Raw genomic sequence first — 22340 nt, 5'->3', positions numbered from 1 at the left:
CTTCTCCTCCATCAATCGTTAGCGCACGCGAATGCCTTCGATAATCATCCGCTCTACGTTCTGCAACGTCTGTGCAAAAAAGCCGGGATCCTGCAGCGTCTGCCCGGTGACCGCCTCAACCTGCGAGGCAAAGTCAGCATAGTGCTGCGTGGTGGCCCAGAGCATAAAAAAGAGATGCTGCGGCTGCACGGCAGCCAGCTGTCCGGCGCTGCTCCACTGCTCAACAATCGCCGCCTTGCTCTCTACCAGCGCTTTTAAGTCGCCCGCCAGTTCACCACGCAGCAGCGGTGCCCCCTGAAGCATCTCCAGACAGAACAGCCGGGATGCCTGAGGATGATCGCGGGAGACCTCAAGCTTCAGGCGAATATAGTGGCGAATGGCCGTCAGGGGATCCTGGTCGGCGCGCAGCGCGCGCAGCGGTGCCAGCCAGACATCCAGAATCTCTTTCAGCACGGCGACATACAACACTTCCTTTGAAGGGTAATAGTAGAGCAGATTTGTTTTTGACACGTCGGCTCCCTCAGCCACGCGATCAAGACTGGTGCCATGAATACCGAACTGGGAAAACAGCGCCAGCGCCGCCTGCAGAATAGCGGCGCGTTTTGCTGTTGCCGCCTGCGAACGACGGCGCGGTTTTTTCTCATCGTTTTTCATACTGTTACCTCTCCCTGTCGTGAATTCACATCATAACACAGCTGGCAGATATGGCGGTCTGCACCTTTTTTGCCCGACGGCTGCCTGATCGCTGTGCATTTGTTTTGACCAAATGGTCTGAAAATCGCGGCGCCGTTCCGGCTGGTCGATCGGCGGTTTATATCTCACTGATAAATATCAAAATTATTTATGTGGCACGCGACTTGCAATCAGGAGAGAGAGCGCCGCCCGCAGGATGCGTGCAGGAAGCAGTGCAGCGCGTGAAACCGTCCTATCACTGCAAAGAGGTGACATATGAAAATTGGTGTCTTTGTTCCGATTGGCAATAACGGCTGGCTGATCTCCACGCATGCGCCGCAGTACATGCCTACCTTTGAACTCAATAAAGCGATTGTGCAGCGCGCTGAGCACTATCACTTCGATTTTGCGCTCTCGATGATCAAGCTGCGCGGCTTCGGCGGCAAAACGGAGTTCTGGGATCACAATATGGAGTCCTTTACGCTGATGGCTGGCCTGGCGGCAGTCACCTCGCGGATTGAGATCTACGCCACGGCTGCCACGCTGACGCTGCCACCCGCCATTGTGGCGCGTATGGCTGCGACCATCGACTCAATTTCTGGCGGACGCTTTGGCGTAAACCTCGTCACCGGCTGGCAGAAACCAGAGTATGAGCAGATGGGGATCTGGCCGGGGGATGACTATTTTGCCAGTCGTTATCAATACCTGACTGAATATGTCACGGTGCTGCGCGATTTATGGGGAACCGGCCAGAGCGACTTCAAAGGTGATTTTTTCACGATGAACGACTGTCGTGTCAGTCCGCGGCCGCAGAAGCCAATGAAAGTGATCTGCGCCGGACAGAGTGATGCGGGCATGGCGTTTTCAGCTCAGCATGCCGACTATAACTTTTGCTTTGGTAAGGGCGTTAATACGCCAGCCGCTTTTGCACCGACCGCAGCCCGCATGAAGCTTGCTGCTGAGCAGGCGGGCCGCGATGTTGGCTCCTACGTTCTGTTTATGATCATCGCCGCCGAGAGCGACGAAGCGGCCCGCGCAAAATGGGAGCACTACAAAGCTGGCGCCGACGAAGAGGCGCTCGCGTGGCTCACCACCCAGAGCCAGCAGGATACCCGTTCAGGCAGCGATACCAACGTGCGTCAGATGGCTGACCCGACCTCCGCCGTTAACATCAATATGGGCACGTTAGTTGGCTCTTACGCCAGCGTGGCACGCATGCTGGATGAAGTGGCTCAGGTTGATGGTACGCACGGCGTGCTGCTGACCTTTGATGATTTCCTGGAGGGTATTGAAGCGTTCGGCCAGCGCATACAGCCGCTGATGCAGTGCCGTCGCAACGTGATCGCCGCGGCGCAGGAGGTAGCATAATGAAAACCGTCACCTGCGCACACACCGGCACCACACCGCATATCACTCTGCCCGCCCGTCCGGAGGCGATCACCCTGCCTCCGGCTCAGAGCGCGCTGATTGTCGTCGACATGCAGAATGCTTACGCCACTAAAGGCGGCTATCTCGACCTGGCGGGATTTGACGTCTCTGCTACCGAGCCGGTTATCGCCAGAATTCATCAGGCGGTCACCGCGGCACGCGCCGCCGGCGTACAGATTATCTGGTTCCAGAACGGCTGGGACAGCGATTACACAGAGGCAGGCGATGCGGGCTCTCCCAATTTTCACAAATCTAATGCGCTGAAAACCATGCGCCGCCAGCCTGAGCTGCAGGGCACCCTGCTGGCGAAAGGCACCTGGGATTATGCGCTGGTGGATGCGCTGACGCCCGAACCGGGCGATATCGTGCTGCCAAAACCGCGCTACAGCGGCTTTTTCAATACGCCACTCGACAGCATGCTGCGCAGCCGCGGGATCCGTCATCTGATTTTTACCGGCATCGCCACCAACGTCTGCGTGGAGTCCACGCTGCGTGACGGCTTCTTTCTGGAATATTTCGGCGTGGTACTGGCTGACGCCACGCATCAGGCCGGACCTGATTTTGCGCAGCAGGCTGCACTGTTCAATATCGAAACGTTTTTCGGCTGGGTCAGCGATACACAAACGTTCTGCGAAGCCCTGCAGGGCCAGTAACTTTTCGCTATCAGGAGATCAGACTATGCCCAAACGCGTCATTATCCCGGCTGGCAGCAGTACGCCGATCGCCCCGTTCGTACCCGGAACGCTGGCTGACGGCGTGGTGTACGTTTCCGGCACCCTGCCGTTCGATGCGGACAATAACGTGGTTCACGTCGGCGATGCGGCCGCGCAAACCCGCCACGTGCTGGAGACCATCAAAAATGTCATTGAAACCGCTGGCGGCTGCATGGCAGATGTCACGTTCAACTCTATTTTCATTACCGACTGGCAGCACTACGCTGCCGTGAATCAGGTCTATGCCGACTATTTTCCCGGCGATAAGCCCGCGCGCTTCTGTATTCAGTGCGGTCTGGTAAAACCTGACGCGCTGGTTGAGATTGCGTCTGTGGCGCACATCGGACAGGCGGAGGCGTAATGAAGCTGGATTTCCACGGATTGACCACTGCCGATGCGCCCACGCTGGTCCTCGCATCCGGCCTCGGTGGCGTTGCCGGATTCTGGCAGCCACAGCTGGCGGCGCTCAGCACCCGCTACCGCGTTATCACATACGATCAACGCGGCACCGGGCGCAGCGCCGCGCCGCTGCCTGAAGGCTACAGCCTGGCGATGATGGCAGCCGAGCTGGCGGAGGCGCTGGCACAGCATCAGATCGCGCGCTACAGCGTGGCGGGCCATGCGCTCGGAGGTCTGATTGGTTTGCAAATGGCGCTGGATCACCCCGATCGGGTTGAGCGCGTGGCGGTCATCAACGGCTGGCTGACGCTCAGCCCCCATACCGCGCGCTGTTTTAAGGTCAGAGAGGATCTGCTGCTGCAGGCGGGCACTGAAGCCTTTGTACGCGCTCAGCCGCTGTTTCTCTATCCCGCCGAATGGCTGGCGCAGCATCAGGCGCGTGCTGAGGCAGAAGAGAAGCATCACCAGCAGCACTTTCAGGGCGCAGAGAACCTGCTGCGTCGTCTGCACGCGCTGAAAACAGCAGATTTTCGTGCCTGCGCTGCACGCATTACCCAGCCGGTGCTGGCGATCTGCAGCCAGGACGATCTGCTGGTGCCGTGGAGCTGTTCAGCGCAGCTGGCGGCAGCGCTGCCGCAGGGCCAGCTGCTGACCATGCCGTGGGGTGGCCACGCCATGAGCGTGACCGATAGCGATAATTTTAACACGCTGCTGCTGCGCTGGCTGGCTGAGACCGCTCAGCCAGCCTGTCTGGCAGCGGGCTGAGATCAGGAGTCTGAACATGAGCCTACATGCCCTTCCGGATTTACCCGCAGTCGATCGCGACACTTTTCGCAACGCTATGGCGCAGCTGGGCGCAGCCGTTAATGTTATCACCACCGATGGCCCGGCTGGCGTGGCCGGTTTTACCGCCTCCGCCGTCTGCAGCGTGACCGACTCCCCGCCGACGCTGCTGGTCTGCCTGAACCGCTCCGCCTCAGCCTGGCCGGCGTTTCGCGATAACCGTGCACTCTGCGTCAATACCCTTTCGGCAGACCAGCACGCCCTCTCCACGCTGTTCGGGGGCAAAACCGCGATGGCGGATCGCTTTGCCGCTGCGCAGTGGCAGACGCTTGCCAGCGGCGCTCCGCTGCTGGAGGCCGCGCTGATCTCCTTTGACTGCGAGATAACACAGCGGGTCAGCGTCGGCACACACGATATTCTGTTCTGTACTGTGCTGGCTGTGGCCCAGGGCGAGGCGCGTCAGGGGCTCGCCTGGTTCGATCGCGGTTATCACACCTTCTCCCGGCAGGATGCCCGCTGATACCGCATAACGCGGCCTGTTCTACTCACTCTCAGGAGATGATCTATGGCGAGTACCTGGTTTCCACGCTGGCGCGTTAAGTCAGCTATGACCGAAGACGGATTGATCGCCCCGGACGAGACGCTGCCGCTCGGGCAGACGCTGGTGCTTGGGCTGCAGCATGCGGTCGCAATGTTTGGCGCAACGGTACTGATGCCGCTGCTGATGGGGCTGGATGCCAATCTCGCGGTGCTGCTCTCCGGGATGGGTACGCTGCTGTTCTTTTTTATTACCGGCGGACGCGTGCCGAGCTATCTCGGTTCCAGCGCCGCTTTTGTGGGCGTGGTGATTGCGGTCACCGGTTTCACCGGCCAGGGCATTAATACTCATCTCTCCGTGGCGCTGGGCGGCATTATCGCCTGCGGCGCGCTCTATACCCTGATTGGTCTGATTGTGATGAAAGCGGGTACCGGCTGGATTGAGCGCCTGATGCCGCCGGTCGTCACCGGTGCCGTCGTCATGGCGATTGGCCTGAACCTGGCGCCAATTGCGGTACACAGTGTTTCCGCCACCCTGTTTGACAGCTGGATGGCGGTGCTGACGGTGCTCTGTATCGGACTGGTGGCGGTCATGACGCGCGGGCTGGTACAGCGCCTGTTGATCCTGGTGGGGCTGATCGTGGCCTGGGCGTTCTATGCGCTGCTGACCAATGGCTTCGGCCTCGGCAAACCGGTGGATTTCAGCGGCGTGGCGCGCGCCGCCTGGTTTGGCGTACCGCACACCACCGCCCCCGTGTTCGACCTGCAGGCGATAGTGATGATCGCGCCGGTCGCAATTATTCTGGTTGCTGAAAACCTGGGGCATATTAAGGCGGTGGCAGCCATGACCGGGCGCAATCTCGATCCGTGGATGGGCCGGGCGTTTGTCGGTGATGGGCTGGCCACTATGCTCTCTGGCTCTGCCGGCGGCAGCGGCGTGACAACCTATGCCGAAAACATTGGCGTTATGGCGGTTACGCGCGTCTACTCTACGCTGGCGTTCGTCGCCGCGGCCCTGATCGCAATACTGCTGGGTTTTTCACCGAAATTTGGCGCACTCATCCATACCGTGCCAGCACCGGTCATAGGCGGCGCGTCTATCGTGGTGTTTGGCCTGATAGCGGTGGCAGGTGCCCGTATCTGGCTGCAGAATCAGGTCGATCTCGGGCAGAACGGTAACCTGATCATGGTCGCCACCACGCTGGTTCTGGGCGCCGGCGATTTTGCGCTTAAGATCGGCAGCTTCACGCTCGGCGGTATCGGCACAGCGACCTTTGGTGCCATTATCCTGAATGCCATTCTGCAGCACCGTAGCCGCGCGCCGGCCGGTTCAGCTGCACAGCCACACGGTTAAGGCTTCTGCGGTGCCTCAGCGGGCACCGCTTTCTTACGCCGCAGCCGCAGCTCACTGACAATCACGCCACAGACAATCAGCGCGCCGCCCAGCAGCGCGGCCGCAGGCAGTCGCTCCCCCGCAAGACGCCCGACAATCCCCGCCCAGACCGGCTCTCCGGCATAAATTACCGTAGCGCGCACCGGTGACACACTGCGCTGGGCCCAGTTCATCGTCACCTGAATCAGGGCGCTGGCGGCGCCCAGACCTGCAGCGCTCAGCACCAGCGGCAGAGAAAACGACGGCAGCGCTTCACCATTCGGGATCATAAAAAGAAAGGCGCAAGCAGAGGCGACCAGCAGCTGCACCAGCGTTACCCGCCGCACATCCACCTGTCCGGCATAGCGGCTAATCAGAATGATTTCGGCAGCAATCGCCAGCGTGCTCAGCAGGGTCGCGCTCTCCCCGGCGCTGAGAGCGATGCCGCTCTGCTGCGGCCCCGCCACCAGCACCAGGCCGCTGAACGCCAGCGCAATCCCCAGCCACGCCATAATGCCCGGCGGCCGGCGCAGCACCAGCCACTGCAGCAGCGGCACCACCGGAACATAGAGCGCTGTCAGAAAGGCAGACTGGCTGCTGGAGATGGTCTGCATCCCCCAGGTTTGCAGGCCATAGCCGCCCGCAATAGCCAGGCCAATCATGGTGCCCGCCCTGACCTCAAGCCAGGTCAGCGCGCGCAGATAGCGCCAGAAAAAACAGGCCAGCAGCAGTGACGCCGTGGCGAATCGCAGTCCGACAAAGAAAAACGGACCGGAGTAAGCCATGGCGCGGTGCACCACCAGAAACGTGCCGCCCCAGACCATGGTGATAAAAATCAGCACCAGCTCCTGACGGGTAATGCGCAGATAGGGACGTGCAGGTAACGCAGACATAGAACACCTGATAAGTAGCCAGGCGCCATTCTGGCGTAACCCGGCCTGCAGGCGCAACAGCCGGCCGGGATTATCTGCCCAGCATGCAGCAACGCGATTCGCGTTCAGAATTACGACTCATCTGAAAAAAGGCCATTTTAATATTAACAATCAAAAGTTTAATTTTTTAAACGCGCTGAATCTCAGCGGGCAGCAGCGCCATTTCCCGGCAGCCCGCGCATGCTCTTCTATACTCTTTTTACTTATCTTACCGGGAGGTTAGAACCACAATGGCAAAAGTTCTGGTGCTCTATTACTCAATGTATGGACATGTGGAAACCATGGCGCAGGCGGTTGCAGAAGGCGTGCAGCGCGTCAGCGGAGCCGAAGTGACTATTTTGCGCGTGCCGGAAAGTATGGATGCGGCGCGTTTTGCTGAGGTTGGCGGCAAGGTCGATCAGCAGGCAGCTGAGGCAACGCCGGACGATCTGACGCAGTATGATGCCATTATCGTCGGCACTCCGACCCGCTTTGGCAACATGTCAGGCCAGATGCGCAACTTCTGGGACCGTACCGGCGGGCTGTGGGCCTCGAGCGCACTGCACGGAAAACTGGCCAGCGTGTTTACTTCCACCGGTACCGGCGGGGGTCAGGAACTGACGATAACGTCAGTATGGACTACGCTTGCTCATCACGGCATGGTCATTATTCCGATCGGCTACGGCACCAAAGAGATGTTTGATATCTCACAGGTGCGCGGCGGAACGCCTTATGGTGCATCGACGCTGGCAGGCGGCGATGGTTCACGCCAGCCTACGCCTGAAGAGCTGCAAATTGCCCGCTATCAGGGTGAACATGTCGCCACTCTGGCGGTAAAACTCAAAGGATAAATTCAACAGGAGATCATTATGTCTATAGACCAGTCCAGAGCACATCGCGTCGGCGAATGGGCGAAAATTCGTCAGACGTCCCCGGAAATTGCAGAAGCGATCTTTGAAGTTGCCAATTACGATGAAAAACTGGCAGAGCAGATCTGGGAGCAGCAGGGCAATGATGATGTGCTGATGCGCGCTTTTGATAAAACCGATCAGGATGTTCTGACCTGGGACAACGTCCCTGTCGAGCGCAAAAACGTGTGAGAACCGGCGGGCATAGCCCGCCTTTTTTTATGGTAACACCAACAGGGGGACGCGATGACGGCTTACCAGAGCATCAATCCGGCAAATAATCAGCTGCTGAAAAACTGGGAGGCGCATGATGACGCCCGGGTGCAACAGGCGCTTGAAACCGCAGATGCACTCTACCACTCAGCCTGGAGCAAAGGTGACATCCAGCCACGCCTCCAGGTGCTGAGCCGCCTGGCCGATCTCATGGAGCAGCGCAAAGAGGAGCTGGCCACCATAGCGAGTCGCGAAATGGGCAAGCTGATTGGTCAGAGCCGGGGTGAAGTCAGCGTCTGCATCAGCATTGCACGTTATTACGCTGAGCATGCCGCTGCTTTTCTGCAGCCTCAGCCCTATGCCAGTGAAATCGGGGAAGCCTGGGTGGAGTATCATCCGATTGGCGTTATCGTTGCGGTTGAGCCATGGAACTTCCCGTATTATCAGCTGATGCGTGTTCTGGCACCTAATCTGGCGCTGGGTAATCCGGTACTGGCAAAACATGCCAATATTGTGCCGCACTGCGCGGATATCTTTGAGCAGCTGGTACGTGAAGCGGGTGCACCAGAAGGTGCCTGGAGTAACCTGTTTATCTCCAATGAGCAGGTGGCGGATCTTATCGCTGACGATCGCGTTCAGGGCGTGGCGCTGACCGGCTCTGAACGCGCCGGCAGCGCGGTGGCACAGCAGGCGGGCAAACATCTGAAAAAATCCACCCTTGAACTGGGCGGCAATGACGTCTTTATTGTTCTGGACGATGCTGACCTGGATGAAGCGGTACGCCAGGGCGTGCAGGCACGTCTGAGTAACTGCGGACAGGTCTGCACCGCTGCTAAACGGTTTATTGTGCATGCGCAGATCGCCGGGGCGTTCACGAGCAAATTCAGCGCCGCGCTGCAGTCCGCTGTGCCGGGCGATCCGCTGGATGAGAAAACCACGCTTGGACCGCTCTCTTCCCTTGATGCGCGCGATCGGCTGGCGCGACAGGTTGAAGAGGCGGTAGAGCATGGCGCAGAACTGCGTTTTGGCGGGCGCATTATTGAAGGCGTCGGATGCTATTATCAGCCCACTCTGCTGACCGGCCTGACGCCCGATAATCCCGCTTATTATCAGGAGTTTTTTGGCCCGGTTGCGCAGCTCTATATCGCAGAGAATGATGAGGCTGCCGTGGCGCTGGCGAACGATTCGCACTATGGCCTTGGCGGCTCCATCTGGACGCGGGATATTGCGCGCGCGCGCCGGCTGGCGTCACAGATTGAGACCGGTATGGTGTTTATCAATTCACAGAGTGATACTGCAGCTGAGCTGCCCTTTGGCGGGGTAAAACGCTCCGGTTACGGACGTGAACTTTCCGATCTCGGTCTGAAAGAGTTTGCCAATCAGAAACTGGTGGTTATTGCCGGCTGACAACCCAAAAAAACCCCGCCAGAGCGGGGTTTTTTATAGCCTGCTGCCGGTTAATCTGCAGTAGCAGGTTACTGAGCTGGCTTCGCTTCAGCGGGGGATTTACCGGCTGCCGCCTCCGGCTGTGCGTTTTGCGCTGCAGCCGCATCAGCTTTCGCTTTGTCTTCTGCTGCTTTGTCCGCTTTCGCGTTATCAGCAGCTGCTTTATCTGCGGCTGCTTTGTCCGCTTTCGCTTTATCCGCAGCGGCTTTATCTGCGGCTGCTTTGTCCACTTTCGCCTTATCCGCAGCGGCTTTATCTGCAGCTGCTTTGTCCGCTTTCGCCTTATCCGCAGCCGCCTGTTCAGCTTTAGCGTTATCGTCAGCCGGTTTCTCTGCGGCAGCGGCGTCCGGCGCATTGTCTGCAGCCTGCTGCGGCTTCGCTTCCTGCGCGGCCGCAGGCTGCATAGGCGTCCCCTGCAGTGCGCTGTTCAGCGCCGCAGAGAACTGATCCCAGCTGCAATAGCCGTTGGCATCAGTATCACAGCCGGCAAGCTGCAGCGTGACACGTTTTGGTGGGTTTTTGAGGCTCAGCACATCTGCGTTACGCAGCTGATCGGCTGTCTGATAGACATACTCTATTTTCAGCAGATCTTTGTTATTTTTGCCATCGTGCCAGCGTTCAAATACAACCTGTCCGCCGATAGGGGTTTTCTCGTCGTTGCCCGGCAGAGTGTAAGGCTTCACCTGCAGTGCGCTGAGCAGCGAGGCGATATTTGAATCGTGCCCTACCATCAGCGTCACTTTAGGTGCGCTGGCCTTATCTTCATCAACCAGCTGGCTGCGGATGTAATCCACCAGCGGTGCAGCAACTTCACGTGCAACCTCTGGCGAGCTGAAGAGCGCATCCTGATAACCGTTTTTAACTGACGCCAGCTCTTTCCACTGCTCAGGCGTTTTAATCTGCCCCCAGGCAACCTGCTCGGCCGGGAAACCTTCGTAATATTGCAGCGTGAACGCATCAACAAGGGAATTACCGATTTTCAGCGGGCCGCTGACGCCTGGCTCTTTGCCGTTATCTGCGCTGAAAGTGTTATCACCGCTGTCCAGCGTGCACTGCTTTTTACCATTGCAGGCAGGCGACGATTTATAATCAACAATCTTTTCCAGGCGCTGCAGCGCAGGCTTCAGGGCCAGCTTCTCATTCTCTGCCGTCATCGCCGCCAGCGCTTTTTTGTTAAACGCTTCGCTGTCATCGGTAATCACCGGATTAAAGATGGGATCCATCGTTCCCATGGCATCCTGATGCGTTACCGCAACGTCACAGCCAGGAAAGGCACCAGCAGCAAAAAACTGTGCGGTCGCAACGGTGCGCTGCAGGCTATTTGCATAAATGAAAACATCGCTGGTGTCCGGACAATTGCCGCCAGCCAGCAGCCCCTGCTGCGTCAGCCACTGACGGGTGTATTTACCCATGTAGACTTCCAGCACGCCACCTTTGGTGGTGAGTTCACCGCCCGGCACATCCCATTGCGGCCAGCTCTTTTTAGTGGATTGCTCCAGTGCGCTACCGTTTGTCGCCAGCGGCGCACGCAGATTGTGACGGCTCAGCATCAGCACCTGCTGAAGCTGCATATCCCCTTCTGCTGCGGTCGCTGACAGGCTTACCGGAAGCGCCGCAACAACTGACAACGCGCAAAGACTCAGTTTTTTGATCATTGTGCCCATTCCATAATTCATCAGTGAAACACTCTGGCATTCAAACGATTAGCCCGCCAAAGAGCGAATTACTGCACAGTGTAACTCAGCTTGCTGACGAAAATCGCCCGCTGTTTATAAAAACTGTGAATGGACTATAGCAGTAAACGTCAGGGCTGGAGCAGCAGGAAGGTTCGGGACGGGAAAGCGTAAAATGCAAAAAGCCCGCATCGCTGCGGGCTTCTTTAAATTTGGCGGAGGAAGAGAGATTCGAACTCTCGGATGGTTTCCCATCGGCGGTTTTCAAGACCGCTGCCTTAAGCCACTCGGCCATCCCTCCGGATACAGATTGTACTTTATCTGCAGAGATAAAGTGGCGGAGGAGGAGAGATTCGAACTCTCGGATGGTTTCCCATCGGCGGTTTTCAAGACCGCTGCCTTAAGCCACTCGGCCACCCCTCCGCAATGAGGCGCACTATAAACATCCCCCAGGATGATGTAAAGCGGTGAATGAATCGTTCGGCTGAAAAACAGCCAGATTTGTTTTTTTCGCCGTCAAAAACAGCATTCTGCTCACTGAAACAGCAATTTATCGCGTAAAGATGGGTAAAACGCCTTTGCTGTTCCGATCCCGCTGCGTATTCTCAGCGCATGTAAGGTGTCCTCTCTCTTTAAGGAGTAAATGATGGACAAAATTATCAGCTCATCACAGCAACAATCTCTGATCGGCACTCACAAAGTCCTGCGTAATACCTATTTTCTGCTCGGCCTGACGCTGGCGTTTTCTGCAGTGACCGCCACGCTGAGCACGGTCTATGTACTCCCCTCACCCGGCTTGATCCTGATGCTGGTAGGTTTTTATGGTTTGATGTTTCTGACCTACCGTCTGGCAAATAGTCCGGCCGGAATAGCAGCAGCGTTCGCCTTCACCGGCTTCCTCGGCTACTGCCTGGGGCCTATCCTCAGCTCGTTTCTGAGCGCGGGCATGGGCGATGTTATTGCCATGGCGCTGGGCGGCACGGCACTGGTCTTCTTCTGCTGTTCAGCCTATGTACTGACTACCCGCCGCGACATGTCATTCCTTGGCGGTATGATGATGGCAGGCTTTGTCGTTCTGCTGGTTGCGGTCGTAGCCAATCTGTTCCTGCAGCTGCCGGCCCTGCATCTGGCTATTAGCGCGCTTTTCATTCTCTTCTCTGCAGGGGCCATTCTGTGGGAGACCAGTAACATTATTCATGGTGGCGAGACCAACTATATCCGCGCAACCGTTGGACTCTATGTCTCGCTCTATAACATCTTTGTCAGCCTGCTGAGCCTGCTGGGTTTCGCTAACCGCGACTAACGCTGCAGCGCACAAAAAGCAAACCCCGCTCCGGCGGGGTTTTTGCTTTTTCAGGCGGCGGGAATTTACAATACGCGCAGATAACAGATGAGGAAAACGCGTGATTGTTAACGGCAGTGAGATTGTAACGGATGCAGAAGGTTATCTGACTAACCACGCAGACTGGTGTGAAGAGGTAGCGCTGGCGATCGCCGGGCAGGAAAACATTGAGATGAGCGAGGCTCACTGGGAGGTCGTCCACTTTGTACGCGACTTCTACCGGGAATTTAACACCTCGCCTGCAGTACGCATGCTGGTAAAGGCGATGGCGAAAAAGTATGGCGAGGAAAAAGGCAACAGCCGCTATCTGTTCCGCCTCTTTCCGGACGGCCCGGCAAAGCAGGCGACAAAAATTGCCGGCCTGCCTAAACCGGCGAAGTGTCTCTGATCAGCCAGTGGTAAAGCTGGCCGGTCGTTCGGCCGGCTCACAGGACCCGGTCACGACGTTGTCCACCCGCGCACTGCGCGGCCCGCCTGCCTGAAGCCAGCTGATTAGCGTTTCGACCTGCTGTTCCGGACCGCAGGCCAGCACTTCGACGCTGCCATCGGACTGATTGCGGGCGTAACCGGTCAGGCCCAGCGCTTTCGCCTGCTGCTGGGTGTGATAACGAAAGCCCACGCCCTGTACCATGCCATATACCCGGATTGTGCAGCTGCGTTCAGCCATAGTACCTTTCCCCTATTCCGCGTTGCAATTTGGCGCCATCCGCCGGAAAATAGCGCCTCATTTTTTCAGGTAAGCATAGCAAACTATGACCGTTCGATTGATTCTCACCAGGGGACGTGAAAAATCCCTGCTCCGCCGTCATCCCTGGGTCTTTTCCGGCGCCGTAGCGCGCATGGAAGGCAAAGCGCAGTCTGGCGAAACTATTGATATCTGCGACAGCTCTGGCAAATGGCTGGCACGTGCCGCTTATTCACCGGAGTCGCAAATTCGCGCACGCGTATGGAGCTGGCAACAGGATGAATCAATCGATATCGCCTTCTTTGTTCGCCGTTTAGAGCAGGCGCAACAGTGGCGTGACTGGCTGGCGACCCGAGACGGACTCGACAGCTATCGCCTGATCGCCGGCGAATCAGATGGTATGCCCGGCGTAACCATCGATCGCTTTGGTCATTTTCTGGTACTGCAGCTTCTGTCGGCAGGAGCAGAATATCAGCGGCCTGCCATTGTCTCGGCGCTGCAGCAGTGCTATCCGGAGTGCGCTATCTACGATCGCTCCGACGTCGCCGTGCGTAAGAAAGAGGGGCTGCCGCTGGCACAGGGCCCGGTGAGCGGCGAACTGCCGCCTGCCCTGCTGCCTATTACCGAACACGGTATGAAACTGCTGGTAGATATTCAGGGCGGCCACAAGACCGGCTACTATCTTGATCAGCGCGACAGTCGTTATGCCACCCGTCGCTATGCGCAGGACGCGCGCGTGCTTAACTGCTTCTCTTATACCGGCGGATTCGCCGTTTCGGCACTGCTCGGCGGCTGTCGCGAAGTGCTGAGCGTGGATACCTCACAGGATGCACTGGACGTAGCAAAACAGAACGTTGAGCTAAACGGGCTCGATGTGTCGCGGGCACAGTTCCTGCGGGATGACGTTTTTAAACTGCTGCGCCGCTATCGTGATGCAGGCGAAAAGTTTGATCTGATTATTATGGATCCGCCTAAATTCGTTGAGAACAAAAACCAGCTGATGGGCGCCTGCCGTGGCTATAAAGATATCAATATGCTGGCGATGCAGCTGCTTAATCCAGGCGGTATTCTGCTGACGTTCTCCTGCTCCGGCCTGATGGCTACAGATTTATTTCAGAAGATTGTGGCCGATGCGGCGCTGGATGCCGGACGTGATGTACAATTTATAGAGCAGTTCCGTCAGGCGGCCGATCACCCGGTAATAGCCAGTTATCCGGAAGGTCTCTATCTGAAAGGTTTTGCCTGCCGCGTACTGTGACTTGAAAACCCGATCCCTGCCCCCATATTTAGTGGCAGGTAAAGTTTTGGGAGGTCGCAATGATTGCCAGTAAATTTGGAATTGGACAGCAGGTCCGGCATCGTCTTTCTGGCGTGCTGGGTGTCATCGTCGATGTTGACCCTGAGTATTCGCTGGATGAGCCGGAACTGGATGAAGTTGGTGCAACGGAAACGCTGCGTGCCGCCCCCTGGTATCATGTGGTGATGGAAGATGAAGAGGGCGAACAGGTTCACACCTACGTTGCAGAAGTGCAGCTGGCAGGTGAAACGCTGTTCGAGCATCCAGAGCAGCCCTCTATGGATGAGCTGGCCGCTTCTATCCGGCAGCAGTTGCAGGCACCCAGCCTGCGACATTAATTATATCGGCGACGCAGGTCGCCGTTTTATCATCTGATTCAGGCTGGCGTAATATTCAGCCGCGGGATCTCAATCTTCGGACAGCGATCCATTATCACCGTCAGGCCAGCATCACTTGCCAGCACTGCCGCCTGCTCATTGATAACGCCGAGCTGCAGCCACAGCGTTTTCGCGCCAATCGCAATAGCGTCCTGAGCTACTTCCCATGCCGCCTCAGCATTACGGAATACATCTACCATATCGACTTTACCGGGGATCTCTGCCAGTGAAGCGTAGGCGGTCTGCCCCATCAGCTGCTGCCCGGCCAGTTTAGGGCTTACCGGAATCACCTCATATCCCTGATCCAGTAAATAACGCATCACGCCATAGCTGGGACGAGCAGGTTTGTCGCTGGCTCCCACCAGTGCGATACGACGGGTATTCATCAGCACATCACGTATCGTTTGATCGTTCATTCATTTCCCCCTTCTCTTTATTGCCAGAGTGTAGCTGCCCTTTCCGCGCGCGGCGCAAGCTGCAAAGATGAAATGTTTGCGCCAGGGCACGAATAAATATGTTTAAATGTAAATTTAGTGCCATAATGAAATACTTTGCTACACATCACTGATTACCCGCCATATTTCGGGAGTAGAAATGAAGCTGTCACCGGCTGTTACAGGCATTATTGCGCTGCTTGTCACAGCATCCTGCCCCGCCATTACGCTTAAACTCGATCCGCAGATTGATTTGCTGGTGCTGGACGGGCGGAAAATTGCCGGCTCACTATTAAAAGGCGCAGACAGCCTTGAGCTGGAACAGGGGCAGCATCAGTTTCTGTTTCGCGTTGAGAAACCCTGTCCCGACGCAACCCATTTCCAGTCAGTACCGATGATCGTCACGTTTACCGCGGAAGCACACTCTGTGGCCATCCACCTGCCCTCGCTGAACAGCCGGCGTGAACGCAGCACGTTTAATAAACTCCTGAACTTCAGGCTGATTGATGAGCGGGGCACAGAAATTGCCAGCCTGCGCGATCGTCTGCCGCAGAGCGGCAGCGGTGACATGATGCAGGCGATGATGGCTTACAACCGCGCAGCACAGACGGCATCCGTACTGCGCTTTGCTGCTCCTTCGGCGGCAGCCGTAAGCGAAAACCCTGATTTTGCCTGGCAGGATGCCAGCGATTTGCCCTCAATACAGCGCTGGTTTAAACGCTTTGATGCAGCAACCCGGCAAAAGTTACTGAGCTGGATGAAAACGTTACGCACCAGCTAGCGCCTCGCTTTTCCTGGCGCTGTCAGGCTCAGGCTTTACGCGCTACCGGTACACCCAGCTCACGCAGCTGTTCAACAAAGCGCGACGGACAGGCTTTATTAAACAGCAGCCACACCTGTTCACGTGCCCGCGTCATAGCCACATAAGCGAGGCGCCGCTCTTCCGCATCGGGAAAATCTTCCACGGGTGGCAGCAGCCCCTCCTCCAGCACCGACTCACGCGCCGGAGCCGGAAAGCCATCGGCTCCCTGATGGAGGCCGGTCAGAATAACGTACTCCGCCTGCTGACCTTTACTGGCATGGATTGTCATAAACTCCAGCTTTAATCCGGGCCAGCGCGTTTTTGCCCGGTCCAGCAGCGCCGGACGCAGATGATGATAGCGCGCCAGCAGCAAAATCCTCTCTTCCGGTTTCGCAAATCCGCTGAGTTTATCCAGCAGCCCCTCCAGCTGATCGTCCGGCAGCAGCGTTACCGCTTTTTTACTTCCTTTGTTCAGACTGGTAAGCGTTTTTTTCAGCTGGTGCGGATTTTGCTGGATAAAACTATTGGCAATGTCAGCAATGCGGGCATTAAAACGATAGGTGGTATCCAGCACGCAGCTGTCGCCGTCGCCAAAATAGTGGTGAAAAGCGGTAGTCAGATTGAGCTTAGCGCCGCTGAAGCGGTAGATTGCCTGCCAGTCATCGCCTGCAGCAAACAGGCTGGTATGAGCATTTTGCGCGCGCAACGCCTTTAAAAGTGCGGCACGCTGCGGCGAGATATCCTGAAACTCATCGACCAGAATATGCTTCCAGGGACTAATAAAACGTCTTTTTTCCAGCACCTCTGTCGCCTGCTGGATCAGGCCGGCAAAATCAACGGCACCCTCCGCTTTAAGCGCACTTTTCCAGGCTTTCAGCAGCGGCGCCATCAGTTTTATCCGCTTACTGAAGCTATCGCGCCACGCTTCCGGAACGGCCGCGATCGTTTCCGCCTGATTACCGCTCTGCATCCGCAGCAGGCCCAGCCACTGCTCAAGACGCGGCACCAGCCGCTGCGCGATAGCGCTGTCCTGCCAGAATGCGCCGTCCGGCAACGTCCACGCCAGCTCCTCCTCCAGCCACTGACGCCAGCCGCTGGCCTGCGCCTTTTTAGCCGCACACTGCTCGCGCCAGCTCTCCAGCAGCAGCTGGCGACGGGCAGCGCCGTCACTCTCCAGCTGGCTGATAACCGGCGGCTTGCGCCCACTCTCACGAATAATATGCAGCGCCAGCGCATGAAAAGTACGCGCCTGCAACGCCTTTACATTGAGTTGCGTGTCCAGGCGTTGATTTATCTCTTCTGCAGCCTCCCGGCCGAATGCCAGCAGCAGTATCTGGTCAGGATGAGCCAGTCGCCGCTGCAGCAGCCAGCCGGCACGGGCCACCAACACGGCGGTTTTACCACTGCCTGCACCCGCTAGGACCAGCAATGTCTCTTCACCATTGACCACCGCTTCTGCCTGCGCACGATTAAGCGGTGAGTGCTCAACGGTAGCGAAAAAATCCGGATTGGCCTGAATCACCTGTTCGCTCCAGCGGCGATTACGCTGGCGAATTGTGGCTTCGCCCTGCTCCAGCCACTGCCGGCAGCGATGCCAGCGTTCACGACAGTTATCCAGCGCCTCCAGGCGTGCCAGCGGCAGCGGCAGTGCCTTAATTGTCTCGTTAACCCGGGTAAGGATAGCGGCCAGTTCACTTCGCTTCAGCCAGCGATCCTCCGCAGTCAGCTGCGAAATATGCTGCAGCAGCTCATCCAGCACGCCTGCACTGATATGACTCATTTCAGCGCTCCACTGCTGCCAGGCGTGCTGCAGATAGTGATAAAAACGCTGCGTCTCCTGCCACTCCGTGCCATGCAGCCGCACCACCTGATTCTCCGCCAGCAAAAACTCCAGCTCGCCCCATACCAGACCGCGTTTGCAGCTGATATCCAGCAGCTGATTAAACGGAATAAGGTATTCATGACGATCGCCGCTGACTTCAACACCGGCAGTCAGCAAACGCACCCGGTTGTAAGGATGCTGCGCCAGACGTTTACCCATTGCTGTTGCTTTCAGTTCCATGTCCGCATCATCAGGTGAAATTCAGTTATTGCGCAGTTTACCTGTCAGACACTTGGCGCTCCAGCCTTAAAACAGGCTAAACTTGGCGTCACATATTGCGGATTGCAAAAGGAAAAACGCGTTATGCGCACCGTTCTTAATATTCTGAATTTTATCCTCGGCGGCTTTCTCACTACGCTTGGCTGGCTCTTTGCCACGCTGGTCAGCATCGTACTGATTTTTACGCTGCCGCTGACGCGCTCCTGCTGGGAAATCACAAAACTTTCGCTGGTCCCGTTCGGCAATGAAGCGGTTCACGTTGATGTACTGCGTCCTGACAGCAAAAGTGCGTTTCTTAACGCTGGCGGTACATTTCTGAACATCTTCTGGCTTATTTTCTTTGGCTGGTGGCTCTGCGTAATGCATATCTCAACCGGAATTATGCAGTGTCTGAGCATTATCGGTATTCCCACCGGGCTGGCGCACTTTAAGCTGGCTGCGATTTCACTCTGGCCAGTTGGCCGTCGGGTGGTCAGCGTGGAAGAGGCGCAGGCAGCGCGTGAAGCTAACGCGCGCCGTCGCTACTGAGGATTCGGTTTATGTCCGACGCTATGCCCGCCTGGCGCCGCTATCTGTTTAACAGCAGCCTGCGCTATCTGCTGCGTATTTTTCTGGCGCTGTCGGGCTGCGCCGCGTTTCCCTGGTGGCTGCAGCAGGTAGAGTGGACTATTCCGCTTACGCTGGGCGTGGTCGCTGCTGCGCTGGCCGATCTTGACGATCGCTGGACAGGCCGTCTGCGCAATCTGATCATCACCCTGTGCTGCTTCTGTATCGCGTCGGTCTCCGTTGAGCTGCTTTTCCCCAGCCCCTGGGCGTTCGCTGCCGGCCTGGCGCTCTCAAGCTGGGGGTTTATCCTGCTGGGCGCGCTTGGCCAGCGTTATGCGACTATCGCGTTTGGTGCCCTGCTGATTGCGGTATATACCATGCTGGGTATCGGGCTCTTTCCAGAATGGTGGATGCAGCCCGCGCTGCTGCTGGCGGGGGCACTCTGGTACAACCTGCTGACCTTTATTGGGCACCTGATGTTTCCGGTGCGGCCCGTTCAGGAACAGCTGGCGGCCAGCTTTTCCCAGCTGGCGCGTTATCTTGAGGCGAAAGCCAACCTGTTTGACCCGGATGGTGGTGAGCAGGATGATGCCGCTCTGATTGCCACCGCAATGGCTAACAGCCAGTTAGTCGCGCAGCTGAATCAGACTAAAAATACCATTCAGAGCCGGCTGCGCGGCGATCGGGGTTCGCGCAGTACCCGCCGCAGCCTGCATTACTATTTTGTGGCGCAGGATATTCATGAGCGCGCCAGCTCTTCGCACATACAGTATCATCAGCTACGAAATAACTGGCGTTACAACGAGATCCTGTTCCGTTTTCAGCGTCTGCTGAATATGCAGGCGCAGGCGTGTCGCCAGCTGGCTGAAACGATCGTACTGCGCCAGCGCTGGCATCACAGCAGCCATTTCGAGCGGGCTTTTGCGCGCCTTGAGACGGCCCTTGAGCGACTGCAGCAAAGCGACCCCGATGCCGGACATACCGCCCCGCTCTACTGGTTATTGCGTAATCTGCGTGCCATTGATGCGCAACTTGCTTCGCTTGCTTCAGAACAGCAGCTGTTTGAGACGCCGTTGCAAAGTGAGCACCATCTTTCGCGTGACACGCTGCGTGGCTGGTCCGATATACGTCTGCGTCTGAGCCGTCACCTTACGCCCGCCTCTCCGCTGTTTCGTCACGCCATCCGAATGTCGCTGGTGCTCTGTATAGGTTATGCCTTTATTCAGATTACCGGGCTGCAGCGCGGTTACTGGATACTGCTTACCAGCCTGTTTGTCTGTCAGCCCAACTATAACGCCACGCGTCGCCGGCTGGCGCTGCGTATCGGGGGGACGCTGGCAGGGGTGGCAATCGGGCTGCCGGTGCTGTGGCTGGTGCCCTCGGTGGAGGGGCAGCTGCTGCTGATCGTCCTCAGCGGCGTGCTGTTTTTTGCTTTCCGTCAGATTCAGTATGCGCAGGCCACGCTGTTTATTACCCTGCTGGTACTGCTCTGCTTCAACTTGCTGGGTGAAGGCTTTGACGTGGCCCTGCCGCGGATTGTTGATACGCTTCTGGGATGCGGACTCGCCTGGCTGGCGGTGGCGTTTGTCTGGCCTGACTGGCGTTTTCGCAAGCTCACCACCATAGCCGATCGCGCGCTGAATGCTAACTGCCGCTATCTGGATGCCATCATGGAACAGTATCATCAGGGCAAAGATAACCGGCTGGCTTACCGGGTCGCACGCCGGGATGCGCACAACGCTGACGCCGAACTCGCCTCTGTGGTATCGAATATAAATAGTGAGCGCCGGGCAGAGCAGACGCTGCGGGAGCACGCCTTCAGACTGCTCTGTCTTAATCACTCGTTTCTGAGCTATATCTCAGCGCTGGGCGCACATCGCACCCGCTTAACGCCGGGGAAATTGCTCACGCTGCTTGATGACGCCGTCTGTTTTGTTGAGGATGTTTTACAGATTGAGTGCGTGACGAACGATCGGGTAGCCGCGATGCAACATACGCTTCAGCAGCGCATCGGCGAACTGAAAACCAGCTCTGAAGCCCAGGCACCGTTGATTTTGCAGCAGCTCGATTTACTGATCACACTGCGGCCTGAGATTGCCCGCCTGCGCCGCGCTCTGGCGCAGGCCTGAAACAGTAACAGCGGCTCTCGGGTTTACCGGCGTAGCCGCTCCTGATACCAGCTGCTCAGCGCCTCTTTTACGTCAGCCGGAAGCGCCGCCTGATGATGGCCAGAGATCGCCCCTTCAAGTGCCAGCAGCGTTTTCAACCCGACATGCTTGTTGACGCTGCGCAGCTTAAGCCAGCTCTGTCGTGACCCCATCTCCTGCAGCGATTCCACCGAACTGATCCCCGCTTTATGCAGCATCAGCTCCATACGCAAACTGAGATTAGGAAGATCTTTGAGCCGCAGCGAAATATGTTTTACTGCGGCATCAGCCTGTGCCGCCTGCAGGGAGCTGGCTGACAAACGGATCAGCTGCCCCCTGTCCTGCCATAGTTGCTGATCAACTTTGAAGTAGCTCAGGGTGACAGGGATGCCGCGCTTACGGTAAACCAGCGGCTCCAGCGGCCGCTGAACGGTATAAAGCCGCAGCGCCTCACTGGCGCGCAGGTAGAGCGTGTCATTATCGATATAGGCGAACACTACGCGCTCAATGGCCAGAGCATAGCCGCCAAACTGCGTACGCGACTCTATATCTCCCAGAACCGACAGGGCGTCGATCGATTGTTCTACTACCTCATTTTTTCGCTTCATCATGTCCCTTTTCCTCATTCCTTGTGCAGGGTATTTCCTATAAAACAGTGACTATTCATTCAGTTAGAAGATAAAAAAAACGATTTACTGATTCAATGAATAAAATGCCTTTGGTGTCATCTTCTGCCAGTTTTGAGAGACATTTTCAGAAAATGAAGTTGATCTCTGTTAATTTAAACAGTACTGTACATTCATCCAGTTCACTACTGAGCGAGTATATTATGCGCACGCATTTCTCTGGCCCTGTTGATTGTTCCTCCTGGTTAGCGCCTTCCACTGCAGTTCAGCCGTCAATGGGCGGTATAACGGAATTACGCTACAGTGAGCATCCTGGCATGATGCAATTGCTTCTGCTCCCGGTGCTCAAACAGCTGAGCGAACAGTCACGCTGGCAGCTCTGGCTGACGCCGACGCACAAAGTGAGCCGCCGCTGGATCCAGCAGGCTGGTCTGCCGCTTGAGAAAAGTATGCATATTACTGAATCAGACCGGCTCAATACGGTTGAGAATATGGTGAAAGCGCTGCGTACCGGAAATTACAGCGTAGTGCTGGCGTGGATACCGGAACTGCATGAAACTGAGCGTCAGATGCTGCAGCAGGCAGCAGAAGAAGGCGAAGCTTTGGGTCTGATTATGCGACCGGAAGAAGCTGATATCATTTCTGCCAGACAACCCGGAAGCACAAAAATTCCCTCGGATTTGTTTCATTAAGTAAAAAGTGAGATTTATCTCAGCTTTTTTTTCCGGCCTGTTGCCGCTAAGCTACTGATAATGTTCCCGCCAGTCAGGACAAGGGCTTAGCTGCAATTCTCTATTTACAGAACGAAAATTTTGCCCCGTCAATTGTTAAAATGTGTGTATTTACACCTGTTTTTTTACCTGCTCACCTCACATCATACTTGTAAGTTTTCAATCTCGTTGTAGACTTTAGCTCGCCAGGGTGCTCA

Annotated in this window: 24 protein-coding genes and 2 tRNA genes; 17 read left to right on the top strand and 9 right to left on the bottom strand. The window is 56.8% G+C overall.

The genetic code is table 11. The features are described 5' to 3' along the window. Positions 1-18: 18 nt before the first annotated feature. Complete coding sequence (rutR, locus tag AC2CF9_RS00580; RefSeq protein WP_484556022.1) at positions 19-654, bottom strand: HTH-type transcriptional regulator RutR; 636 nt, start codon at positions 652-654, stop codon at positions 19-21. 294 nt (positions 655-948) lie between these two features. Here rutR and rutA point away from each other — a divergent pair, with 294 nt between their 5' ends. From rutA to rutG, 6 genes are read left to right on the top strand one after another with little or no spacing between them, the layout of a single operon-like run. Further along, positions 949-2040: a pyrimidine utilization protein A gene (rutA, locus tag AC2CF9_RS00575; RefSeq protein ID WP_150017290.1), complete on the top strand. Its 1092-nt coding sequence runs from the start codon at positions 949-951 to the stop codon at positions 2038-2040. Next, on the top strand, positions 2040-2753 hold the full coding sequence (rutB, locus tag AC2CF9_RS00570; RefSeq protein ID WP_484556021.1) for a pyrimidine utilization protein B: 714 nt from the start codon (positions 2040-2042) through the stop codon (positions 2751-2753). Before rutA ends, rutB begins: the two co-directional genes overlap by 1 nt. Positions 2754-2778: 25 nt before the next feature. Further along, positions 2779-3174, top strand: coding sequence for a pyrimidine utilization protein C (gene rutC / locus AC2CF9_RS00565; RefSeq protein ID WP_039383696.1), 396 nt, complete (start codon positions 2779-2781; stop codon positions 3172-3174). Beyond that, positions 3174-3977, top strand: coding sequence for a pyrimidine utilization protein D (gene rutD / locus AC2CF9_RS00560; protein ID WP_484556020.1), 804 nt, complete (start codon positions 3174-3176; stop codon positions 3975-3977). The genes rutC and rutD overlap by 1 nt, the downstream gene beginning before the upstream one ends. A 16-nt stretch (positions 3978-3993) precedes the next feature. Beyond that, on the top strand, positions 3994-4515 hold the full coding sequence (gene rutF, locus AC2CF9_RS00555) for an NADH-dependent FMN reductase RutF (RefSeq protein WP_039383691.1): 522 nt from the start codon (positions 3994-3996) through the stop codon (positions 4513-4515). 45 nt (positions 4516-4560) lie between these two features. After that, a complete protein-coding gene (gene rutG, locus AC2CF9_RS00550; RefSeq protein WP_484556019.1) occupies positions 4561-5886 on the top strand; it encodes a pyrimidine utilization transport protein G in 1326 nt (441 codons plus the stop codon). Here the strand turns inward: rutG and AC2CF9_RS00545 are convergent. Beyond that, a complete protein-coding gene (locus AC2CF9_RS00545) occupies positions 5883-6797 on the bottom strand; it encodes a DMT family transporter (RefSeq protein ID WP_150017287.1) in 915 nt (304 codons plus the stop codon). The two genes, rutG and AC2CF9_RS00545, sit on opposite strands and share 4 nt — an antisense overlap. A gap of 269 nt (positions 6798-7066) precedes the next feature. On the opposite strand from AC2CF9_RS00545, the gene wrbA reads away from it, so the two are divergent. The 3 genes from wrbA to AC2CF9_RS00530 are packed head-to-tail and all read left to right on the top strand — an operon-like array spanning position 7067 to position 9343. After that, the gene (gene wrbA / locus AC2CF9_RS00540) at positions 7067-7666 is read left to right on the top strand and encodes an NAD(P)H:quinone oxidoreductase (RefSeq protein ID WP_484556018.1); all 600 of its coding nucleotides are present in this window, start codon (positions 7067-7069) and stop codon (positions 7664-7666) included. Positions 7667-7684: 18 nt separating this feature from the next. Then, positions 7685-7915 carry a YccJ family protein gene (locus tag AC2CF9_RS00535; protein WP_484556017.1) on the top strand — a complete coding sequence of 77 codons (231 nt, stop codon included), beginning with the start codon at positions 7685-7687 and terminating at the stop codon, positions 7913-7915. 54 nt (positions 7916-7969) lie between these two features. Continuing rightward, complete coding sequence (locus AC2CF9_RS00530) at positions 7970-9343, top strand: NAD-dependent succinate-semialdehyde dehydrogenase (protein ID WP_484556016.1); 1374 nt, start codon at positions 7970-7972, stop codon at positions 9341-9343. Between the two features lie 68 nt (positions 9344-9411). On the opposite strand, the gene agp is transcribed toward AC2CF9_RS00530, so the two are convergent. From agp to AC2CF9_RS00515, 3 genes are all read right to left on the bottom strand, one after another. Then, positions 9412-11037, bottom strand: coding sequence for a bifunctional glucose-1-phosphatase/inositol phosphatase (gene agp, locus AC2CF9_RS00525; RefSeq protein WP_484556015.1), 1626 nt, complete (start codon positions 11035-11037; stop codon positions 9412-9414). Positions 11038-11268: 231 nt separating this feature from the next. After that, positions 11269-11356 (bottom strand) — tRNA-Ser (locus AC2CF9_RS00520). A 34-nt stretch (positions 11357-11390) separates the two neighbouring features. After that, a tRNA-Ser gene (locus AC2CF9_RS00515) sits at positions 11391-11478 on the bottom strand. A 223-nt stretch (positions 11479-11701) separates the two neighbouring features. On the opposite strand from AC2CF9_RS00515, the gene yccA reads away from it, so the two are divergent. Together yccA and AC2CF9_RS00505 are read left to right on the top strand one after the other, a co-directional pair. Next, the gene (gene yccA / locus AC2CF9_RS00510) at positions 11702-12358 is read left to right on the top strand and encodes an FtsH protease modulator YccA (RefSeq protein ID WP_484556429.1); all 657 of its coding nucleotides are present in this window, start codon (positions 11702-11704) and stop codon (positions 12356-12358) included. Between the two features lie 100 nt (positions 12359-12458). Further along, complete coding sequence (locus AC2CF9_RS00505) at positions 12459-12785, top strand: TusE/DsrC/DsvC family sulfur relay protein (protein ID WP_150017284.1); 327 nt, start codon at positions 12459-12461, stop codon at positions 12783-12785. Here AC2CF9_RS00505 and yccX read toward each other — a convergent pair whose 3' ends face one another. Further along, positions 12786-13064, bottom strand: coding sequence for an acylphosphatase (gene yccX / locus AC2CF9_RS00500; protein WP_150017283.1), 279 nt, complete (start codon positions 13062-13064; stop codon positions 12786-12788). 85 nt (positions 13065-13149) lie between these two features. Between yccX and rlmI the strand changes: the two genes are divergently transcribed. After that, positions 13150-14340 carry a 23S rRNA (cytosine(1962)-C(5))-methyltransferase RlmI gene (rlmI, locus tag AC2CF9_RS00495; RefSeq protein ID WP_484556014.1) on the top strand — a complete coding sequence of 397 codons (1191 nt, stop codon included), beginning with the start codon at positions 13150-13152 and terminating at the stop codon, positions 14338-14340. 59 nt (positions 14341-14399) lie between these two features. Continuing rightward, complete coding sequence (gene hspQ, locus AC2CF9_RS00490) at positions 14400-14717, top strand: heat shock protein HspQ (RefSeq protein ID WP_039383664.1); 318 nt, start codon at positions 14400-14402, stop codon at positions 14715-14717. Between the two features lie 38 nt (positions 14718-14755). Here hspQ and AC2CF9_RS00485 read toward each other — a convergent pair whose 3' ends face one another. Next, positions 14756-15172 (bottom strand): CoA-binding protein, encoded by a 417-nt coding sequence (locus tag AC2CF9_RS00485; RefSeq protein ID WP_039383662.1) that lies wholly within the window; start codon positions 15170-15172, stop codon positions 14756-14758. A 178-nt stretch (positions 15173-15350) separates the two neighbouring features. On the opposite strand from AC2CF9_RS00485, the gene AC2CF9_RS00480 reads away from it, so the two are divergent. Further along, positions 15351-15971 carry a YccT family protein gene (locus AC2CF9_RS00480; protein WP_150017280.1) on the top strand — a complete coding sequence of 207 codons (621 nt, stop codon included), beginning with the start codon at positions 15351-15353 and terminating at the stop codon, positions 15969-15971. Positions 15972-15999: 28 nt separating this feature from the next. Here the strand turns inward: AC2CF9_RS00480 and helD are convergent, their stop codons facing one another. Further along, the gene (helD, locus tag AC2CF9_RS00475; protein ID WP_484556013.1) at positions 16000-18054 is read right to left on the bottom strand and encodes a DNA helicase IV; all 2055 of its coding nucleotides are present in this window, start codon (positions 18052-18054) and stop codon (positions 16000-16002) included. 123 nt (positions 18055-18177) lie between these two features. On the opposite strand from helD, the gene AC2CF9_RS00470 reads away from it, so the two are divergent. After that, positions 18178-18621 (top strand): YccF domain-containing protein, encoded by a 444-nt coding sequence (locus tag AC2CF9_RS00470; RefSeq protein WP_150017277.1) that lies wholly within the window; start codon positions 18178-18180, stop codon positions 18619-18621. Between the two features lie 11 nt (positions 18622-18632). Beyond that, entirely contained in the window at positions 18633-20768 is a 2136-nt protein-coding gene (gene yccS / locus AC2CF9_RS00465; RefSeq protein ID WP_484556012.1) for a YccS family putative transporter, read from the top strand. 23 nt (positions 20769-20791) lie between these two features. On the opposite strand, the gene AC2CF9_RS00460 is transcribed toward yccS, so the two are convergent. Further along, entirely contained in the window at positions 20792-21394 is a 603-nt protein-coding gene (locus AC2CF9_RS00460; RefSeq protein ID WP_150017471.1) for a TfoX/Sxy family DNA transformation protein, read from the bottom strand. Positions 21395-21615: 221 nt separating this feature from the next. Here AC2CF9_RS00460 and sulA point away from each other — a divergent pair, with 221 nt between their 5' ends. Further along, positions 21616-22104, top strand: a complete 489-nt coding sequence (sulA, locus tag AC2CF9_RS00455; protein WP_484556428.1) for an SOS-induced cell division inhibitor SulA — start codon at positions 21616-21618, stop codon at positions 22102-22104. The last annotated feature ends 236 nt before the right edge of the window (positions 22105-22340 follow it).

This window comes from Pantoea sp. SYBGC1 (assembly GCF_057197005.1).
This window is presented reverse-complemented; position numbering and strand designations above follow the sequence as displayed.

Bases quoted from the DNA above. Each gene is read 5' to 3' on its own strand.
- agp (WP_484556015.1), bottom strand. From the start codon at position 11,037: ATGATCAAAAAACTGAGTCTTTGCGCGTTGTCAGTTGTTGCGGCGCTT.
- wrbA (WP_484556018.1), top strand. From the start codon at position 7,067: ATGGCAAAAGTTCTGGTGCTCTATTACTCAATGTATGGACATGTGGAA.
- rutD (WP_484556020.1), top strand. From the start codon at position 3,174: ATGAAGCTGGATTTCCACGGATTGACCACTGCCGATGCGCCCACGCTG.
- hspQ (WP_039383664.1), top strand. From the start codon at position 14,400: ATGATTGCCAGTAAATTTGGAATTGGACAGCAGGTCCGGCATCGTCTT.
- rutC (WP_039383696.1), top strand. From the start codon at position 2,779: ATGCCCAAACGCGTCATTATCCCGGCTGGCAGCAGTACGCCGATCGCC.
- sulA (WP_484556428.1), top strand. From the start codon at position 21,616: ATGCGCACGCATTTCTCTGGCCCTGTTGATTGTTCCTCCTGGTTAGCG.
- AC2CF9_RS00480 (WP_150017280.1), top strand. From the start codon at position 15,351: ATGAAGCTGTCACCGGCTGTTACAGGCATTATTGCGCTGCTTGTCACA.
- AC2CF9_RS00530 (WP_484556016.1), top strand. From the start codon at position 7,970: ATGACGGCTTACCAGAGCATCAATCCGGCAAATAATCAGCTGCTGAAA.
- AC2CF9_RS00470 (WP_150017277.1), top strand. From the start codon at position 18,178: ATGCGCACCGTTCTTAATATTCTGAATTTTATCCTCGGCGGCTTTCTC.
- yccA (WP_484556429.1), top strand. From the start codon at position 11,702: ATGGACAAAATTATCAGCTCATCACAGCAACAATCTCTGATCGGCACT.
- rlmI (WP_484556014.1), top strand. From the start codon at position 13,150: ATGACCGTTCGATTGATTCTCACCAGGGGACGTGAAAAATCCCTGCTC.
- yccS (WP_484556012.1), top strand. From the start codon at position 18,633: ATGTCCGACGCTATGCCCGCCTGGCGCCGCTATCTGTTTAACAGCAGC.
- rutR (WP_484556022.1), bottom strand. From the start codon at position 654: ATGAAAAACGATGAGAAAAAACCGCGCCGTCGTTCGCAGGCGGCAACA.
- yccX (WP_150017283.1), bottom strand. From the start codon at position 13,064: ATGGCTGAACGCAGCTGCACAATCCGGGTATATGGCATGGTACAGGGC.
- AC2CF9_RS00535 (WP_484556017.1), top strand. From the start codon at position 7,685: ATGTCTATAGACCAGTCCAGAGCACATCGCGTCGGCGAATGGGCGAAA.
- AC2CF9_RS00460 (WP_150017471.1), bottom strand. From the start codon at position 21,394: ATGAAGCGAAAAAATGAGGTAGTAGAACAATCGATCGACGCCCTGTCG.
- rutA (WP_150017290.1), top strand. From the start codon at position 949: ATGAAAATTGGTGTCTTTGTTCCGATTGGCAATAACGGCTGGCTGATC.
- AC2CF9_RS00545 (WP_150017287.1), bottom strand. From the start codon at position 6,797: ATGTCTGCGTTACCTGCACGTCCCTATCTGCGCATTACCCGTCAGGAG.
- rutG (WP_484556019.1), top strand. From the start codon at position 4,561: ATGGCGAGTACCTGGTTTCCACGCTGGCGCGTTAAGTCAGCTATGACC.
- rutF (WP_039383691.1), top strand. From the start codon at position 3,994: ATGAGCCTACATGCCCTTCCGGATTTACCCGCAGTCGATCGCGACACT.
- helD (WP_484556013.1), bottom strand. From the start codon at position 18,054: ATGGAACTGAAAGCAACAGCAATGGGTAAACGTCTGGCGCAGCATCCT.
- rutB (WP_484556021.1), top strand. From the start codon at position 2,040: ATGAAAACCGTCACCTGCGCACACACCGGCACCACACCGCATATCACT.
- AC2CF9_RS00485 (WP_039383662.1), bottom strand. From the start codon at position 15,172: ATGAACGATCAAACGATACGTGATGTGCTGATGAATACCCGTCGTATC.